Source organism: Pseudomonas sp. FFPRI_1 (assembly GCF_055384485.1).
Genome location: NZ_AP029168.1, coordinates 2,699,466 through 2,720,257, shown reverse-complemented (window position 1 = coordinate 2,720,257; position 20,792 = coordinate 2,699,466). Strand labels below are relative to the sequence as shown.

4 protein-coding genes are annotated in these 20,792 nt (G+C 58.3%); 3 read left to right on the top strand and 1 reads right to left on the bottom strand.

What is annotated here, in order from left to right:
• Positions 1–76: 76 nt before the first annotated feature.
• The gene (locus ACZ5BO_RS12315; protein WP_464700014.1) at positions 77–340 is read right to left on the bottom strand and encodes a hypothetical protein; all 264 of its coding nucleotides are present in this window, start codon (positions 338–340) and stop codon (positions 77–79) included.
• Positions 341–424: 84 nt separating this feature from the next.
• On the opposite strand from ACZ5BO_RS12315, the gene ACZ5BO_RS12310 reads away from it, so the two are divergent.
• The 3 genes from ACZ5BO_RS12310 (at position 425) to ACZ5BO_RS12300 (ending at position 20,460) form a co-directional block, all read left to right on the top strand.
• Positions 425–8,137: an Ig-like domain-containing protein gene (locus ACZ5BO_RS12310; protein ID WP_464700012.1), complete on the top strand. Its 7,713-nt coding sequence runs from the start codon at positions 425–427 to the stop codon at positions 8,135–8,137.
• A gap of 378 nt (positions 8,138–8,515) precedes the next feature.
• On the top strand, positions 8,516–16,387 hold the full coding sequence (locus ACZ5BO_RS12305; protein WP_464700010.1) for an Ig-like domain-containing protein: 7,872 nt from the start codon (positions 8,516–8,518) through the stop codon (positions 16,385–16,387).
• Between the two features lie 377 nt (positions 16,388–16,764).
• Positions 16,765–20,460: an Ig-like domain-containing protein gene (locus ACZ5BO_RS12300; protein WP_464700008.1), complete on the top strand. Its 3,696-nt coding sequence runs from the start codon at positions 16,765–16,767 to the stop codon at positions 20,458–20,460.
• The last annotated feature ends 332 nt before the right edge of the window (positions 20,461–20,792 follow it).

Sequence of the window (20,792 nt, the reverse complement as noted above, 5' to 3'; positions counted from 1 at the left end):
TGAGCAGAGCACGGAAAGCCAGCCGATTCAGGCTATGGACGGTGCTCGCTACATTGTCACCCAGCAAGACAATGCCTCATTGGCCGATCATGTGCTTACCCAGCGTATCGATAACGACCTGCACCTGAATCTCAGTAATGCGCCCTCGAGCGCAGTGGTAGTCAAAGACTTCTTCCTGACCCAAGGCAGCTTGCATTCGTTGCACCAGAATGGCGAGTATCGCCTGCAGCTCTCGTCCTCCGCTGGGACGCTCCAGGGAGCCGTCACACTGATGAACGCAGAGCCGGTTGTTTTGCAGGACCAGCCCGAGGCAGCGTTCCTGCATAGCATTCAGCGCCAAGCAACTCTTCAAACACTGCATGAAGCGGTAGAGGCGCAAAGCCCATCTGCGGTTGATGGACCTGAACCCCAGAACGCCGAAGCAATGATAACGACCTTTGGGGCTGAAGCACGCTCATCCGCTCAGCCCGGGATCAACAGCATTCTCGACCGGACCGGTGAAGCGATCGGAGACGTCACCAACTTCGTTACTGACGAGCGCTTCCCCTTGTTCCAGGGCGGAGGGACTCCAGGCTCGACGCTGCTGTTCCTGCAAAATGGCGAACCCATCGACATCATTGAGGTTGGCCCTGACGGCCAGTGGTCGTACGTTCCGGGAACCACCACATTGGATGGGGCCTACATTTTCAGTGTCATGGATATGGCAACCGGTAATGTCCTCGGCTCTCCAGTCAGCCTGTTGGTTGACGGCACTTCGCCAACTCGGTCTTTTATCGACAAGATCATGGTTGGCGATACCGTCCTGGAATCTGGTGAGAGCATCGGTAATGTCGCTCCGGTACTCTCGGGTGTCACGGAACGCCAGGGCGTTGTGACCATCTTCGAGGGCAACAGAGCGCTGCTGTCCATTCAAGCCAAGATGGACGGTAGTTGGAGTGTGGAAATCCCTCTGGCTCTCCTCAACAGAGATGGCCAATTTGACTTCCGTATCGAGGTCACCGACTTTGTGGGCAACGTTTCGCAAGTCTCACCCCCTTACAGCATCAACCTTGACAGAGTACCGCCGCCGCCACCGATCATCGATGACGTGCAGGATATGGTCGGCGCTGTGCAGGGCAGCATTGCTTCCGGCAGCGTAACCGACGATCCACAACCGACTCTGTCCGGTACCGCGGAAAAGAACGCCTTCATCTACATCTACGATGGCAACACTGTCATTGGCGAAACCAAAGCAGATATCAACGGCAACTGGTCCATAACACTGACAGCCCCCCTGTCCGATGCCAGCCACAGCCTGACCGTTCGTGCCAAGGATGCGGTAGGCAACCTGTCCGATCCGTCCGCGCCATGGATTCTCATCGTCGACACTACGCTGCCTGAAACCCCCGTCCTGGGTGGCGATGGCCCTGGTATCAGCGAGGTCATCGACGACTTCGGTCCGGTCACCGGTTCGATCCTCAACGGAGGTGAAACTGACGACCGTACGCCGACCCTGAAAGGGACAGGTAAACCTGGCGACACCATGATCATCCGTAACGGCACTACGATCATCGGCAGCGTCACCATCGAAAATGCGGATGGCAGTTGGTCATTCACTCCAGAAAGTGAACTGCCTGACGGCGAGTATGCGTTCAACGTCATCATTAAAACACCATCGGGTAATGAGTCCGCCCCGTCTGCAGAGTGGGTCGTCAAGGTTGACAGCACCACCCGTCCGGACGCTCCGTCCATCGATGGCAGCGGCCCCGGCCTCAACGAAGTCATCGACAACTTCGGCCCGGTCACCGGCCCGGTCCTCAATGGCGGCGAAACCGACGACCTGACACCGACCCTTAACGGCAGCGGTAACCCTGGCGACACCGTGATCATCCGTGACAAGGGCGAAGTGATCGGCGAAGTCGTAATCGATGAAGACGGCAAGTGGACCTTCACTCCCGACCTGGAAGAAGGCGAGCATAAGCTCGACATCATCATCCAGGACGAAATCGGTCGTCAGTCCGATCCGTCTCCGGAGTTCGTGATCAAGATTGACACTACACCGCCAACCGACCCGGTGCTGGGTGACGAAGGCTATGGCCTGCACGAAATCATCGACGATGCTGGCGAAATCACCGGCCCGATCGCTGAAAACGGCATCACCGACGACAACACCCCGACCTTCAAAGGTACCGGCGTGGTTGGCGACACCGTGATCATCCGTAACGGCAACGAAGAAATCGGCCGCGTGGTCATCACCGAAGCTGACGGCTCCTGGTCGTTCACACCAGAAACCGAACTGGCCGACGGTAACTACGCATTCAACGTGGTCATGCAGAACCCAGCGGGCAACCAGTCGAATCCTTCGCCGAGCTGGAACGTCGAAATCGACACCGTTGCACCAAGCGATCCCGTACTGGGTGACGAAGGCTATGGCCTGCACGAAATCATCGACGATGCTGGCGAAATCACTGGCCCGATCGCTGAAAACGGCATCACCGACGACACCACCCCGACCTTCAAAGGCACCGGCGTGGTTGGCGACACCGTGATCATCCGTAACGGCAACGAAGAAATCGGCCGCGTGGTCATCACCGAAGCTGACGGTTCCTGGTCGTTCACACCAGAAACCGAACTGGCCGACGGCAACTACGCGTTCAACGTGGTCATGCAGGATCCGGCGGGCAACCAGTCCAATCCATCGCCGAGCTGGAACGTCGAAATCGACACCGTTGCACCAAGCGATCCCGTACTGGGTGACGAAGGTCACGGCCTGCACGAAATCATCGACGACGCTGGCGAAGTCACCGGCCCGATCGCTGAAAACGGCGTCACCGACGACACCACCCCGACCTTCAAAGGCACCGGCGTGGTTGGCGACACTGTGATCATCCGTAACGGCAACGAAGAAATCGGCCGCGTGGTCATCACCGAAGCTGACGGTTCCTGGTCGTTTACACCAGAAACCGAACTGGCCGACGGCAATTACGCGTTCAACGTGATCATGCAGAACCCGCTGGGCAATCAGTCCCAGCCTTCGCCGAACTGGAACGTCGAAATCGACACCGTTGCGCCAAGCGATCCGGTGCTGGGTGACGAAGGACACGGCCTCCACGAAATCATCGACGACGCCGGTGAAGTCACCGGCCCGATCGCTGAAAACGGCGTCACCGACGACAACACCCCGACCTTCAAAGGCACCGGCGTGGTTGGCGACACTGTGATCATCCGTAACGGCAGCGAAGAAATTGGTCGCGTGGTCATCACCGAAGCTGACGGCTCCTGGTCGTTCACACCAGAAACCGCACTGGCCGACGGCAACTACGCGTTCAACGTGGTCATGCAGGATCCGGCGGGCAACCCGTCGAACCCTTCGCCGAGCTGGAACGTCGAAATCGACACCGTTGCACCAAGCGATCCGGTGCTGGGTGACGAAGGCTATGGCCTGCACGAAATCATCGACGACGCTGGCGAAGTCACCGGCCCGATCGCTGAAAACGGCATCACCGACGACAGCACTCCGACCTTCAAAGGTACCGGCGTGGTTGGCGACACCGTGATCATCCGTAACGGCAACGAAGAAATCGGCCGCGTGGTCATCACCGAAGCTGACGGTTCCTGGTCGTTCACACCGGAAACCGAACTGGCCGACGGTAACTACGCATTCAACGTGGTCATGCAGAACCCGCTGGGCATTCAGTCCAAGCCTTCGCCGAACTGGAACGTCGAAATCGACACCGTTGCGCCAAGCGATCCGGTGCTGGGTGACGAAGGACACGGCCTGCACGAGATCATCGACGACGCCGGTGAAGTCACCGGCCCGATCGCTGAAAACGGCGTCACCGACGACAACACCCCGACCTTCAAAGGCACCGGCGTGGTTGGCGACACCGTGATCATCCGTAACGGCAGCGAAGAAATCGGCCGCGTGGTCATCACCGAAGCTGACGGTTCCTGGTCGTTCACACCAGAAACCGAACTGGCCGACGGTAACTACGCATTCAACGTGGTCATGCAGAACCCAGCGGGCAACCAGTCGAATCCTTCGCCGAGCTGGAACGTCGAAATCGACACCGTTGCACCAAGCGATCCCGTACTGGGTGACGAAGGCTATGGCCTGCACGAAATCATCGACGATGCTGGCGAAATCACTGGCCCGATCGCTGAAAACGGCATCACCGACGACACCACCCCGACCTTCAAAGGCACCGGCGTGGTTGGCGACACCGTGATCATCCGTAACGGCAACGAAGAAATCGGCCGCGTGGTCATCACCGAAGCTGACGGTTCCTGGTCGTTCACACCAGAAACCGAACTGGCCGACGGCAACTACGCGTTCAACGTGGTCATGCAGGATCCGGCGGGCAACCAGTCCAATCCATCGCCGAGCTGGAACGTCGAAATCGACACCGTTGCACCAAGCGATCCCGTACTGGGTGACGAAGGTCACGGCCTGCACGAAATCATCGACGACGCTGGCGAAGTCACCGGCCCGATCGCTGAAAACGGCGTCACCGACGACACCACCCCGACCTTCAAAGGCACCGGCGTGGTTGGCGACACTGTGATCATCCGTAACGGCAACGAAGAAATCGGCCGCGTGGTCATCACCGAAGCTGACGGTTCCTGGTCGTTTACACCAGAAACCGAACTGGCCGACGGCAATTACGCGTTCAACGTGATCATGCAGAACCCGCTGGGCAATCAGTCCCAGCCTTCGCCGAACTGGAACGTCGAAATCGACACCGTTGCGCCAAGCGATCCGGTGCTGGGTGACGAAGGACACGGCCTGCACGAGATCATCGACGACGCCGGTGAAGTCACCGGCCCGATCGCTGAAAACGGCGTCACCGACGACAACACCCCGACCTTCAAAGGCACCGGCGTGGTTGGCGACACCGTGATCATCCGTAACGGCAGCGAAGAAATCGGCCGCGTGGTCATCACCGAAGCTGACGGTTCCTGGTCGTTCACACCAGAAACCGAACTGGCCGACGGTAACTACGCATTCAACGTGGTCATGCAGAACCCAGCGGGCAACCAGTCGAATCCTTCGCCGAGCTGGAACGTCGAAATCGACACCGTTGCACCAAGCGATCCCGTACTGGGTGACGAAGGCTATGGCCTGCACGAAATCATCGACGATGCTGGCGAAATCACTGGCCCGATCGCTGAAAACGGCATCACCGACGACACCACCCCGACCTTCAAAGGCACCGGCGTGGTTGGCGACACCGTGATCATCCGTAACGGCAACGAAGAAATCGGCCGCGTGGTCATCACCGAAGCTGACGGTTCCTGGTCGTTCACACCAGAAACCGAACTGGCCGACGGCAACTACGCGTTCAACGTGGTCATGCAGGATCCGGCGGGCAACCAGTCCAATCCATCGCCGAGCTGGAACGTCGAAATCGACACCGTTGCACCAAGCGATCCCGTACTGGGTGACGAAGGTCACGGCCTGCACGAAATCATCGACGACGCTGGCGAAGTCACCGGCCCGATCGCTGAAAACGGCGTCACCGACGACACCACCCCGACCTTCAAAGGCACCGGCGTGGTTGGCGACACTGTGATCATCCGTAACGGCAACGAAGAAATCGGCCGCGTGGTCATCACCGAAGCTGACGGTTCCTGGTCGTTTACACCAGAAACCGAACTGGCCGACGGCAATTACGCGTTCAACGTGATCATGCAGAACCCGCTGGGCAATCAGTCCCAGCCTTCGCCGAACTGGAACGTCGAAATCGACACCGTTGCGCCAAGCGATCCGGTGCTGGGTGACGAAGGACACGGCCTGCACGAGATCATCGACGACGCCGGTGAAGTCACCGGCCCGATCGCTGAAAACGGCGTCACCGACGACAACACCCCGACCTTCAAAGGCACCGGCGTAGTTGGCGACACTGTGATCATCCGTAACGGCAGCGAAGAAATTGGCCGCGTGGTCATCACCGAAGCTGACGGTTCCTGGTCGTTCACACCAGAAACCGCACTGGCCGACGGCAACTACGCGTTCAACGTGGTCATGCAGGATCCGGCGGGCAACCCGTCGAATCCTTCGCCAAGCTGGAACGTCGAAATCGACACCGTTGCACCAAGCGATCCGGTGCTGGGTGACGAAGGTCACGGCCTGCACGAAATCATCGACGACGCTGGCGAAGTCACCGGCCCGATCGCTGAAAACGGCGTCACCGACGACACCACCCCGACCTTCAAAGGCACCGGCGTGGTTGGCGACACCGTGATCATCCGCAACGGCAACGAAGAAATCGGCCGCATGGTTATCACCGAAGCTGACGGTTCCTGGTCGTTCACACCAGAAACCGAACTGGCCGACGGCAACTACGCGTTCAACGTGATCATGCAGAACCCGCTGGGCAACCAGTCCAAACCGTCGCCGAGCTGGAACGTCGAAATCGACACCGTTGCGCCAAGCGATCCGGTGCTGGGTGACGAAGGTCACGGCTTGCACGAAATCATCGACGACGCTGGCTCGATCACCGGCCCGATCGCTGAAGACGGCATCACCGATGACAACACCCCGACCTTCAAAGGCACCGGCGTGGTTGGCGACACCGTGATCATCCGTAACGGCAGCGAAGAAATCGGCCGAGTGGTCATCACCGAAGCTGACGGTTCCTGGTCGTTCACACCAGAAACCGAACTGGCCGACGGTAACTACGCGTTCAACGTGGTCATGCAGGATCCGGCGGGTAACCAGTCCAAGCCATCGCCAAGCTGGAACGTCGAGATCAATAGCCAAGGTCAGCCGGAGACTCCAACCATCGAGTCGGTCTTCGATGACATCGGTACGGTCACCGGTAACCTGACATCCGGCGATGTCACCGATGACAATCTTCCGCGTATTTCCGGTAAGACCGAACCGGGCAACCGCGTCATGATCTACGATCATGGGCAGCCCATTGGTGAAGCCGAAGTCGATCAAGACGGCAAATGGAGCTTCATTCCAGAAACCGAGTTGAACGATGGCGAGCACAGTTTCACGGCAGTCGCCATCAATGGTGCAGGCACTCGTAGCGACGCTTCTACAGCGTTCGACATGATTATCTACACCGGCAACGGCCCAAGCCAGGTCGCCAAGCTGCTGCACATGGGCAAGGACTCTGGTATGGACGGCGCAGACTTCGTGACCAACAACGGCAGCGCTGGTCGACTGATGTATGGCGAACTCAGCGGTGCACTGGAAGCCGGTCAGCGCCTTCAGGTTTCCACCGACGGTGGTCGCACCTGGAGCGATGCACTGGTGAACGGTACCCAATGGGCCATGCAAGACAAGGCCGCACACAGCGGCAGTTGGAGCATTCAGACCCGAGTACTGGATGTGGATGGCAACTCCGGCTACGTCATGAAACAGAGCGTGACCTTCGACAACTCGGCAACTCGCCCAGCGGCTTCCGCAAGCTTTGCAGGCACGGAGTTGGTGATCGACCTGCCAACCAGTTCCTTGAATGTCGGTGACCGTGTGGTGGTGTTCGGTGAACGGGGTGCCCAGTACTTTGAGCACATCCTGACTCAGGAAGACCTGTTGGCTGGCTCGGTACGCATGGAAGTTGGGGCATTGAGTTCAGCCAGCGTTGCGCTTGTGGATGCTGCCGGCAACATGTCCAACTGGACCAACGTCAATATTCCTGTTCCGCCAAACGCGACTTACATCGTGACCGGCGAGGAGTCGGAGATCTACGGCACTAATGGTCGTGCAGACGTCTACCAGGTGAGCGACCTGAGCCTGCTGGACAAGGTCAAGCTGATCGAAGGCAACGGCGGTATCGATACACTGAGGCTCACCGGCAGCGATCAGGTGCTGGACTTGTCACAGCTGAAGACTCGCCTGAGCTCGATCGAGAACTTCGATATCACGGGTACTGGTGACAACACGCTCAAGCTGTCCCTTGGTGATGTACTGGAACAAGGCGCAACTGGCATGTACATCAGCAGTAACAGTATCCAGGTCGCGGTTCGCGGGGATGCAGGAGATGTGGTCCAACTGAGTGATCTGCTGCCTAACGGCATGGATGGCGGTAGCTGGGTACACAACTCGCGGATCATCGCCAGCGGTATTACCTACGAGGTCTATCACAACAGCACCATGAACGCGGACCTGCTGGTGGAGGCAGGTGTCACCGTGCAAATGGTCTAACCCGAGCCGAGGCACCTGTGAGGGTGCTTCGGATACTGACCCACTCAATTACCTGCCCCCTTTAAGGGGGCAGGCTCATTTACAGCCTTACTTGCCAGCCGCCCTTCAACGATTAGTACCAGTCCAAGTAATCGAGGCTCGACTTTCAAGCGGATCAGATACACCTCCTTTTCCTATCTACCTATCCTCGCAATGCGAATAAGTCATGATGCCTCACCTCATTTTGGGCCTGGAAAATACCTTGCCCTGAACCCTGAGACGGCAACTCGCAAACACGATGAGCAGGCAGGCGGATAGCTTCCGCATACGGGCAAGTCGATCAGACAGCTATGCGCTGTATTAAACATCAACTTCTTATGTGTCCTACCCAAGATATCCATGAAAACTCTTATCGATAGCTCTATCCGCTTTTCAGTCATCGCCGACGATTCGACGATGCATATCAGCGCTTTGAGCACTGATGCACCGACACAAATGCTGGTCGCCCGCCCCAATGAGTTGTACGTGCTGGTCGAGCAACAGCAGTCCCTGGATGACCTGCTGCTGGCCGAACGCGCTGGCGATGATCTGCTGCTCTCCTTCAAAGCCCAGGAGTCTGCCTCTCCAGCCGTGGCCCTGGAACAGTTCTTCAGCCAGCACAACAGTCTTCATCTGCTGCGCGCCGACGGCGAGCTGACACGAGTAATGACGACACAAGGCACTCAGCAACAGGGAGAGGTTTCGTTCGCACTTGACTCGCTGGGCTCAGTTGCCCAAATGACCGAGCACCCCGCACTGGGGCTTCTGCATGGGGCAATGCACCCATCGGACGAATCTCAGAACCTGGCAGCCACAGCTTTTGCCTCGGCCATGAAATCCGCCTCACTCGCAGCCCAGTCTGTCGCTGAAGAGGCGACCATGGTTATTGAGCCGGCTGCCCAGGCTCTATTCCTGGAAAACCAGGAAATGCCACTGATTCTAAAAGCGCTTGATCGCGCTGGAGAAATCACCGGCGAACTTCGCTCTGGAGGCTTCACTGACGACGCGCGTCCGCTTCTGATGGGGACTGGCACACCCAATACTTCTCTGATTCTTTTCGACAACGGTGAGCCCATTGACGAAATCCTGGTGGATGCCAGTGGTAATTGGACCTTTGAGCTTGAAGGGCTCATTCAGGGCGGTCACGTGCTGTGGGTTCAAGCGGGAAGTGGTACCGAAACCCTGACATCGCCCAACTTCACTCTGGTACTCGATAGCAGCGCACCTGCACAGGCGACCATCGACTCGATCAACGAAGGCAGCAGCAGCGGTCCGCAAATCAACTCCGGTAGCCTTACTACCAGTAACAAACCTACTTTCAGTGGCCAGGCGGAAGCCTTTGCCACGGTCCTGATCTACAACAATGGCGAACTGATTGGCACCACTGTTGCCCGAGCTAACGGCACCTGGGAATTCAGCACACGCTTCTTCTCCATGCTTGACGGTGAATACAACATTTCCGTAGCCGCCATGGACGCTGTCGGCAACGTCGGATTAGTTTCGCCGCCGTACCAGATCACCATCGACACTCTGCCTCCCAGCACTCCGACAATCGATCTGGTTGAAGACAACATCGGTAAGTTGCAAGGTAACCTGACTTCGGGTGACTTCACCGACGACAGCAAACCGGTAATCTCCGGCTCAGCCGAAGCCCATTCTATCGTGTCTATCTACGATAACGGCGTACTGTGGGGAACAGTACAAGCAGGCGCAAATGGTGTCTGGGTATTTAATCCTGATACCCCACTGTCTGATGCCAAGCACGAGCTGACCATTCGTGCCAAGGACGCGGCAGGCAACCTGTCAGCGCCTTCTGCTCCCTGGGTTGTCATCGTCGACACTGCACCAATCCAGACTCCCGGCCTAGGTGGCGATGGCCCTGGCCTGCATGAAGTCGTCGACAACTTCGGCCCGGTTACCGGCCCGATCCTCAACGGCGGCGAGACCGACAGCCAGTCCCCAACCCTCAACGGCAGCGGCAAGCCGGGCGACACCGTGATCATCCGTGACAACGGCGAAGTGATCGGCGAAGTCGTGGTCGACGAAGACGGCAAGTGGACCTTCACCCCTGAACTGGAAGAAGGCGAGCACAAGCTCGACATCATCATCCAGGACGAAATCGGTCGTCAGTCCGAGCCGTCTCCGGAGTTCGTGATCAAGGTTGACAGCACCACCCGTCCGGACGCTCCGTCCATCGACGGCAGCGGCCCCGGCCTCAACGAAGTCATCGACAACTTCGGTCCGGTTACCGGCCCGATCCTCAACGGCGGCGAGACCGACAGCCAGTCCCCAACCCTCAACGGCAGCGGCAAGCCGGGCGACACCGTGATCATCCGTGACAACGGCGAAGTGATCGGCGAAGTCGTAGTCGACGAAGACGGCAAGTGGACCTTCACCCCTGAGCTGGAAGAAGGCGAGCACAAGCTCGACATCATCATCCAGGACGAAATCGGTCGTCAGTCCGATCCGTCTCCGGAGTTCGTGATCAAGGTTGACAGCACCACCCGTCCGGACGCTCCGTCCATCGACGGCAGCGGCCCCGGCCTCAACGAAGTCATCGACAACTTCGGTCCGGTTACCGGTCCGATCCTCAACGGCGGCGAGACCGACAGCCAGTCCCCAACCCTCAACGGCAGCGGCAAGCCGGGCGACACCGTGATCATCCGTGACAACGGCGAAGTGATCGGCGAAGTCGTGGTCGACGAAGACGGCAAGTGGACCTTCACCCCTGAACTGGAAGAAGGCGAGCACAAGCTCGACATCATCATCCAGGACGAAATCGGTCGTCAGTCCGAGCCGTCTCCGGAGTTCGTGATCAAGGTTGACAGCACCACCCGTCCGGACGCTCCGTCCATCGACGGCAGCGGCCCCGGCCTCAACGAAGTCATCGACAACTTCGGTCCGGTTACCGGCCCGATCCTCAACGGCGGCGAGACCGACAGCCAGTCCCCAACCCTCAACGGCAGCGGCAAGCCGGGCGACACCGTGATCATCCGTGACAACGGCAATGTGATCGGCGAAGTCGTGGTCGACGAAGACGGCAAGTGGACCTTCACCCCTGAACTGGAAGAAGGCGAGCACAAGCTCGACATCATCATCCAGGACGAAATCGGTCGTCAGTCCGATCCGTCTCCGGAGTTCGTGATCAAGGTTGACAGCACTACCCGTCCGGACGCTCCGTCCATCGACGGCAGCGGCCCCGGCCTCAACGAAGTCATCGACAACTTCGGTCCGGTTACCGGTCCGATCCTCAACGGCGGCGAGACCGACAGCCAGTCCCCAACCCTCAACGGCAGCGGCAAGCCGGGCGACACCGTGATCATCCGTGACAACGGCGAAGTGATCGGCGAAGTCGTGGTCGACGAAGACGGCAAGTGGACCTTCACCCCTGAACTGGAAGAAGGCGAGCACAAGCTCGACATCATCATCCAGGACGAAATCGGTCGTCAGTCCGAGCCGTCTCCGGAGTTCGTGATCAAGGTTGACAGCACCACCCGTCCGGACGCTCCGTCCATCGACGGCAGCGGCCCCGGCCTCAACGAAGTCATCGACAACTTCGGTCCGGTTACCGGCCCGATCCTCAACGGCGGCGAGACCGACAGCCAGTCCCCAACCCTCAACGGCAGCGGCAAGCCGGGCGACACCGTGATCATCCGTGACAACGGCAATGTGATCGGCGAAGTCGTGGTCGACGAAGACGGCAAGTGGACCTTCACCCCTGAACTGGAAGAAGGCGAGCACAAGCTCGACATCATCATCCAGGACGAAATCGGTCGTCAGTCCGAGCCGTCTCCGGAGTTCGTGATCAAGGTTGACAGCACCACCCGTCCGGACGCTCCGTCCATCGACGGCAGCGGCCCCGGCCTCAACGAAGTCATCGACAACTTCGGTCCGGTTACCGGTCCGATCCTCAACGGCGGCGAGACCGACAGCCAGTCCCCAATCCTCAACGGCAGCGGCAAGCCGGGCGACACCGTGATCATCCGTGACAACGGCAATGTGATCGGCGAAGTCGTGGTCGACGAAGACGGCAAGTGGACCTTCACCCCTGAACTGGAAGAAGGCGAGCACAAGCTCGACATCATCATCCAGGACGAAATCGGTCGTCAGTCCGAGCCGTCTCCGGAGTTCGTGATCAAGGTTGACATTACACCTCCAAACGACCCAGTACTGGGTGGCGAAGGTCACGGCTTGCACGAGATCATCGACGACGCGGGTGAAGTCACCGGCCCGATCGCTGAAAACGGCGTCACCGACGACAACACCCCGACCTTCAAAGGCACCGGTGAGGTTGGCGACACCGTGATCATCCGCAACGGCAACGAAGAAATCGGCCGCGTGGTCATCACCGAAGCTGACGGTTCCTGGTCGTTCACACCGGAAACCGAACTGGCCGACGGCAACTACGCGTTCAACGTGATCATGCAAGATCCGGCGAGCAACCAGTCCAAGCCATCGCCAAGCTGGAACGTCAAGATCGACACCGTGGCACCCAACGATCCCGTACTGGGTGATGAAGGTCACGGCCTGCACGAAATCATCGACGATGCTGGCGAAGTCACCGGCCCGCTCGCTGAAAACGGCATCACCGACGACAACACCCCGACCTTCAAAGGCACCGGCGTGGTTGGCGACACTGTGATCATCCGTAACGGCAGCGAAGAAATCGGCCGCGTGGTCATCACCGAAGCTGACGGTTCCTGGTCGTTCACACCGGAAACCGAACTGGCCGACGGTAACTACGCATTCAACGTGATCATGCAGAACCCGCTGGGCAACCAGTCCAAACCATCGCCGAGCTGGAACGTCGAAATCGACACCGTTGCACCAAGCGATCCGGTGCTGGGTGACGAAGGTCACGGCCTGCACGAGATCATCGACGACGCGGGTGAAGTCACCGGCCCGATCGCTGAAAACGGCGTCACCGACGACAACACCCCGACCTTCAAAGGCACCGGCGTGGTTGGCGACACCGTAATCATCCGTAACGGTAGCGAAGAAATTGGCCGCGCCGTAGTGGGCGAAGATGGCTCCTGGTCGTTCACACCAGAAACCGAACTGGCCGACGGCAACTACGCGTTCAACGTGGTCATGCAGGATCCGGCGGGCAACCAGTCCAATCCATCGCCGAGCTGGAACGTCGAAATCGACACCGTTGCACCAAGCGATCCCGTACTGGGTGACGAAGGTCACGGCCTGCACGAAATCATCGACGACGCTGGCGAAGTCACCGGCCCGATCGCTGAAAACGGCGTCACCGACGACACCACCCCGACCTTCAAAGGCACCGGCGTGGTTGGCGACACTGTGATCATCCGTAACGGCAACGAAGAAATCGGCCGCGTGGTCATCACCGAAGCTGACGGTTCCTGGTCGTTTACACCAGAAACCGAACTGGCCGACGGCAATTACGCGTTCAACGTGATCATGCAGAACCCGCTGGGCAATCAGTCCCAGCCTTCGCCGAACTGGAACGTCGAAATCGACACCGTTGCGCCAAGCGATCCGGTGCTGGGTGACGAAGGACACGGCCTCCACGAGATCATCGACGACGCCGGTGAAGTCACCGGCCCGATCGCTGAAAACGGCGTCACCGACGACAACACCCCGACCTTCAAAGGCACCGGCGTGGTTGGCGACACTGTGATCATCCGTAACGGCAGCGAAGAAATTGGTCGCGTGGTCATCACCGAAGCTGACGGCTCCTGGTCGTTCACACCAGAAACCGCACTGGCCGACGGCAACTACGCGTTCAACGTGGTCATGCAGGATCCGGCGGGCAACCCGTCGAACCCTTCGCCGAGCTGGAACGTCGAAATCGACACCGTTGCACCAAGCGATCCGGTGCTGGGTGACGAAGGTCACGGCCTGCACGAGATCATCGACGACGCTGGCGAAGTCACCGGCCCGATCGCTGAAAACGGCATCACCGACGACAGCACTCCGACCTTCAAAGGTACCGGCGTGGTTGGCGACACCGTAATCATCCGTAACGGCAACGAAGAAATCGGCCGCGTGGTCATCACCGAAGCTGACGGTTCCTGGTCGTTCACACCGGAAACCGAACTGGCCGACGGTAACTACGCATTCAACGTGGTCATGCAGAACCCGCTGGGCAACCAGTCCAAACCGTCGCCGAGCTGGAACGTCGAAATCGACACCGTTGCGCCAAGCGATCCGGTGCTGGGTGACGAAGGTCACGGCTTGCACGAAATCATCGACGACGCTGGCTCGATCACCGGCCCGATCGCTGAAGACGGCATCACCGATGACAACACCCCGACCTTCAAAGGCACCGGCGTGGTTGGCGACACCGTGATCATCCGTAACGGCAGCGAAGAAATCGGCCGAGTGGTCATCACCGAAGCTGACGGTTCCTGGTCGTTCACACCAGAAACCGAACTGGCCGACGGTAACTACGCGTTCAACGTGGTCATGCAGGATCCGGCGGGTAACCAGTCCAAGCCATCGCCGAGCTGGAACGTCGAGATCGACACCGTTCCACCAAGCGATCCGGTGCTGGGTGACGAAGGTCACGGCTTGCACGAAATCATCGACGACGCTGGCTCGATCACCGGCCCGATCGCTGAAGACGGCATCACCGACGACACCACCCCGACCTTCAAAGGCACCGGCGTGGTTGGCGACACCGTGATCATCCGTAACGGCAGTGAAGAAATCGGCCGCGTGGTCATCACCGAAGCTGACGGTTCCTGGTCGTTCACACCAGAAACCGAACTGGCCGACGGCAACTACGCGTTCAACGTGGTCATGCAGGATCCGGCGGGCAACCCGTCGAATCCTTCGCCAAGCTGGAACGTCGAGATCAATAGCCAAGGTCAGCCGGAGACCCCAACCATCGAGTCGGTCTTCGATGACATCGGTACGGTCACCGGTAACCTGACATCCGGCGATGTCACCGATGACAATCTTCCGCGTATTTCCGGTAAGACCGAACCGGGCAACCGCGTCATGATCTACAACCATGGACAGCCCATCGGCGAGGCCGAAGTCGATCAAGACGGCAAATGGAGCTTCACTCCAGAAACCGAACTGAGCGATGGTGAATACCAGTTCACGGCAGTCGCCATCAATGGTGCAGGCACTCGTAGCGACGCTTCTGCAGCGTTCGACATGATCATCTACACCGGCAACGGCCCAAGCCAGGTCGCCAAGCTGCTGCACATGGGCAAGGACTCTGGTATGGACGGCGCAGACTTCGTAACCAACAACGGCAGCGCTGGTCGACTGATGCATGGCGAACTCAGCGGTGCACTGGAAGCCGGTCAGCGCCTTCAGGTTTCCACCGACGGTGGTCGCACCTGGAGCGATGCCCTGGTGAACGGTACTCAATGGGCCATTCAGGACAAAACCGCACACACTAGCAGTTGGAGCATTCAGACCCGAGTACTGGATGTGGACGGCAACTCCGGCTATGTCATGAAACAGAGCGTGACCTTTGACAACATCGCAACACTTCCAGTGGTCAAGGCAAGCTTTGCAGGCACAGAGTTGGTGATCGACCTGCCAACCAGTTCCTTGAGTGTCGGTGACCGTGTCTTGGTATTCGGTGACCGAGGTGCCCAGTACTTTGAGCACATTCTGACTCAGGAAGACCTGTTGGCCGGCTCGGTACGCATGGAAGTTGGGACATTGAACTCTGCCAGCGTCGCGCTTGCGGATGCTGCCGGTAACATGACGCCCTTTACCAACGTAAGCACGCCTGTTCCGCCAAGCGTGATTTACACCGTGACCGGCGAGGAGTCGGAGATCTACGGCACCAACAGTCGCGCCGATACTTATGCTGTGAGCGACGTGAGCCTGCTGGACAAGGTCAAGCTGATCGAAGGCAACGGCGGTATCGATACACTGAGGCTCACCGGCAGCGATCAGGTGCTGGACTTGTCACAGCTGAAGACTCGCCTGAGCTCGATCGAGAACTTCGATATCACGGGTACTGGTGACAACACGCTCAAGCTGTCCCTGGGTGATGTACTGGAACAAGGCGCAACTGGCATGTACATCAGCAGTAACAGTATCCAGGTCGCAGTTCGCGGGGATGCAGGAGATGTGGTCCAACTGAGCGATCTGCTGCCTAACGGCATGGATGGCGGTAGCTGGGTACACAACTCGCAGGTGGTTGCCAGCGGCATAACCTACGAGGTCTATCACAACAGCACCATGAACGCGGACCTGTTGGTTCAAGCAGGTGTCACCGTAGAAATGGTCTAACCCGACCCGAAGCACCTGCAAGGGTGCTTCGGATACTTGCCTACTCAATTACCTGCCCCCTTTTGGGGGCAGGCTCATTTCCAGCCTTACTCGCCAGCCGCCTTCCAACGCTTAGTACTAGTCCAGTCAATCGATACTCGACTTTCAAGCGGGTCAGATACACCTCCTTTTCCTATCTCCCTATCCTCGCGATGCGAATAAGTCATGATGCCTCACCTCATTTTGGGCCTGGAAAATACCTTGCCCTGAACCCTGAGACGGCAACTCGCAAACACGATGAGCAGGCAGGCGGATAGCTTCCGCATACGGGCAAGTCGATCAGACAGCTATGCGCTGTATTAAACATCAACTTCTTATGTGTCCTACCCAAGATATCCATGAAAACTCTTATCGATAGCTCTATCCGCTTTTCAGTCATCGCCGACGATTCGACGATGCATATCAGCGCTTTGAGCACTGATGCACCGACACAAATGCTGGTCGCCCGCCCCAATGAGTTGTACGTGCTGGTCGAGCAACAGCAGTCCCTGGATGACCTGCTGCTGGCCGAACGCGCTGGCGATGATCTGCTGCTCTCCTTCAAAGCCCAGGAGTCTGCCTCTCCAGCCGTGGCCCTGGAACAGTTCTTCAGTCAGAACAGTCACCTGCACCTGTTGCGCGCCGATGGCCAATTCCTTCGCGCAGTGGACGCACAACAGCCCATCGCCCAAGGCCCAGTGACTTTCACCTCGCAAAGCCTTGGCTCCGTGGCCGCTCAAGTCGAGCATCCCGAACTGAGCCTGCTGCTGGGAATCAGCCACCCTGATCAAGACCTCAAGGCCCTGTCGATCGCGGCCGTTACCGCGGCCACCGAAGCCCGCGCCGAAGCCATGCAAATGCTCAGCGCATCCGATGAAAGCAGCGTGCAACCGACCACCTTCGCCTCCGCCAACAGCATGGAAATACCCACTATCCTCAATGCCGTCGACAGCGTCGGAAATGCAACCGGCAACCTGAGCTCCGGCAGTTTCACCGATGATCCAAACCCCAGACTCGTGGGCACTGGCACCCCCAACAGCACACTGATCCTCTTCGATAACGGCGAGCCCGTGGAAGAAATCCACGTCGGCAGTGATGGCCGCTGGTCGTTTACCCCCGAAGGCATGATCCAGGGCGGTCACGTGTTCTGGGTCCAGGCCGGTGAAGGCTCTGGCGCCCTGCTTTCGCCACCCTTTACCCTGGTGCTCGACGGCACTGCTCCCCCCCAGGCCCAACTCGCGCCCCCTCGTGCAGGCTCCGCCACGGGCGAAGTGATCGAAGAAAGTGGTTTCACCAATAGCAATCGCCCGTTCTTCAGTGGTCAGGCCGAGCCCCAGAGCAGCGTACTGATCTACTTCAATGGCGAAGCGTTGTTCTCGGTGCAGGCCAACAGCCAAGGCAACTGGTCCTTCTCGACCAGCCTGTTCAACCTGGCCGACGGCGAGTACAGCTTCTCGGTCGCTGCCGTGGACGCCGTGGGCAACATCGGACCACGCTCTGCCACCTACCCGTTTACTATCGATACCCACCCCCCTGCCGCGCCGCTGATTGAGCAGGTCGAAGACAACGTCGGCGCGCTCCAGGGGCCTCTGGCCTCGGGTGATGTCACCGACGATACACAGCCAGTGTTCTCCGGCAGTGCCGAAGCCCACAGCCAGGTCTTCATCTACGACAACGCGCAACTGATTGGCCAAACCACTGCCGATGCCAGCGGCAAATGGGCATTCACGCCGGAAAAAGCCCTGGACTCTGGCCTGCACCAGATCACGGTGACTGCCGTTGACCGGGCAGGCAACGCTAGCCCGGAGGCCACCTTCAGTTTCACCGTGCAAACCTCACTGGACGCGCCAGTGATCACCGACGTGATCGATGATGTCGGCAGCGTCACCGGCAGCATTGCCAGTGGTGACACCTCCGACGACACCCGGCCGACCCTCAACGGCACCGTCGCCGCGGGCACCACCAAGGTGAATATCTACGACGGCCAGACACTGCTCGGCAGTGCCACCCTCACCGGCACCAGCTGGAACTTCACCGTGCCAGCCGATAAAGCGCTGGCTGATGGTCCGCACAACCTGCGGGTCGTCGCTTCCGATGCTGCCGGCAACACCAGCCCGGACGCCAGTTTCAGCTTCACCGTGAAAACCTCGATCGCCGCGCCAGTGATCACCGGCGTGATCGATGATGTCGGCAGTGTCACCGGGCAAATCATCAATGGCGGCACTTCCGACGACACCCGGCCGACCCTCAACGGCACCGTCGCCGCGGGCACCACCAAGGTGAATATCTACGACGGCCAGACACTGCTCGGCAGTGCCACGCTCACCGGCACCAGCTGGAACTTCACCGTGCCGGCCAATAAAGCGCTGGCTGATGGTCCACACAACCTGCGGGTCGTCGCCACCGATAGCGCCGGCAACACCAGCCCGGACGCCAGCTTCAGCTTCACCGTGAAAACCTCGCTCGCCGCACCAGTGATCATCGGCGTGATCGACGATGTCGGCAGCGTCACCGGACAAATCACCAGTGGCGGTATTTCAGACGATAGCCGACCCACCCTCAGCGGTACCGTGACCGCCGGCAGCACCGTGAGGATCTATGACGGCCAGACCCTGCTGGGCAACGCCACCGTCAACGGCACCTCCTGGAGCTTCACTCCGACATCCGACCTGCGGATTGGCGAGCACACCTTACGAGTAGTGGCCACTGACGCGGTTGGCAATATTAGCCCCGATGCCACCTTTGACTTCACTACTAGCACCCCGTTACGCATTACTGCTCTTATGGACAACTTTTATAACTATCAGGGGAATATCCTGACAGGCCAGGGTTCAGACAACCAATCGACGGTGACCAACGACAACACGCCAACCTTTGAAGGAACCGCGCCCGCAAACGCGACGTTCACCCTTGAAATTGGATCCATTGTTTATACTGTGACTGCCGACAACAATGGCAAGTGGACATTCACTCCCCCGCCTTTAAAAGACGGCAGTTACACAGCTATTGCCTCTTTTGTGCAAGATGGCAAGACAGAATCAACGCAGGTGAGTTTCACTGTGGATACTATTGCGCCTGCAGCAACAGAAGTTACAGCCTTTGACTCTGCTGGTAATGCCCTTAGTGGCACAGTAGCATCTGGATCCCTCGGGAACTTCCAAATACCAACACCTGAAAACAACATTATTATCCTCAGTGGAAAAACAGATCCAGGAAATCTTGTTATGCTTGTAAGCGATTATTCGACCTCTCAGCCTCAAGTACGCGCTGATGCCGAAGGTAATTGGTCGATTAGCGTGAACACTCAAGACTTTAAAGCTGGTAGGAATGAATTAAACTTTAGTACCTTTGATCACGCCGGAAACGATCGTTATAAGACAAGTATAAGAATCACACTATCCCCCCCCATCAATGCCCTTATGAGCTTTGATGAGCAGACCGAAATCCCGCCATTTTATATAGGAGAAGGGAGCACCATTAATGATTTCGCTCTTATGCCTGAGCCGAATGATCTGCACTTAGCATCATTGCCGCAATCGGCAACAACCACTGACTCGGAAAACCGGCATCTGGTCGAGGAGTTGTCACAACTAAACAACAAGCCGGCCGATGATAAGTCAGTGATGTCTGAAATCAGTCATGTCGAAGACCATGCCAACAGCATTCATGAAAGCTCTTTCGAGCTCATTAGTGGCAGTAACGGCGTCGATACAGTGCTTCTGGAAGCAAAAAACTTGACCATCGATCTGGATGAGCTGATAGGTCGGATCACCGGTATCGAGAAAATCGACTTGGGCAAGGACAGCTCCAACAGCATCAGCCTGAGTGCGCAATCGCTGGAAAGTCTCACCGTGGAGAACCTGCTGCTGGCCGATGGCAAGCAGCAATTCGTCATCCAGGGCGACGCCTCCAGCACCCTGCAGCTCAAGGAAGGCCCTGCCGACAATTGGACCGATGGCGGTGAAACCAACATCGATGGCGTGATCTACCACGCCTACCTGTCGGGAAGCACAGAGCTCCTGGTCGAGCAAAACGTCCAGGTCAACATTCTGTAAGCAACCTGATCCAGAGAGAGGCCTGCCCCAGGGCAGGCCTTTTTTGTTGCCCTTGAACAATCCATCTCAGAGCACACTTTTTCATACAAAAACGATTTTATATCGGTTGCTTTGATACTTGCCCCATACCAGCCCACTTCAGCCACAAGTAAAATTAACCCGTATCAAAATGAGAGGCGTTTTTTGCCCCCAGTGCTCCGGGGGCTTTTTTTGCCTGCTATTCGGGACACCCCGCACCCTCAGTAATCCTGGCTACTTCTTGACCCGATGCGACCCTTCGCGTTGTCCCTACGACAGCTGTTGCACTCGAGCGCTGTACTCCTAACGTTGGA

Bases quoted from the DNA above. Each gene is read 5' to 3' on its own strand.
- ACZ5BO_RS12300 (WP_464700008.1), top strand. From the start codon at position 16,765: ATGAAAACTCTTATCGATAGCTCTATCCGCTTTTCAGTCATCGCCGAC.
- ACZ5BO_RS12305 (WP_464700010.1), top strand. From the start codon at position 8,516: ATGAAAACTCTTATCGATAGCTCTATCCGCTTTTCAGTCATCGCCGAC.
- ACZ5BO_RS12310 (WP_464700012.1), top strand. From the start codon at position 425: ATGATAACGACCTTTGGGGCTGAAGCACGCTCATCCGCTCAGCCCGGG.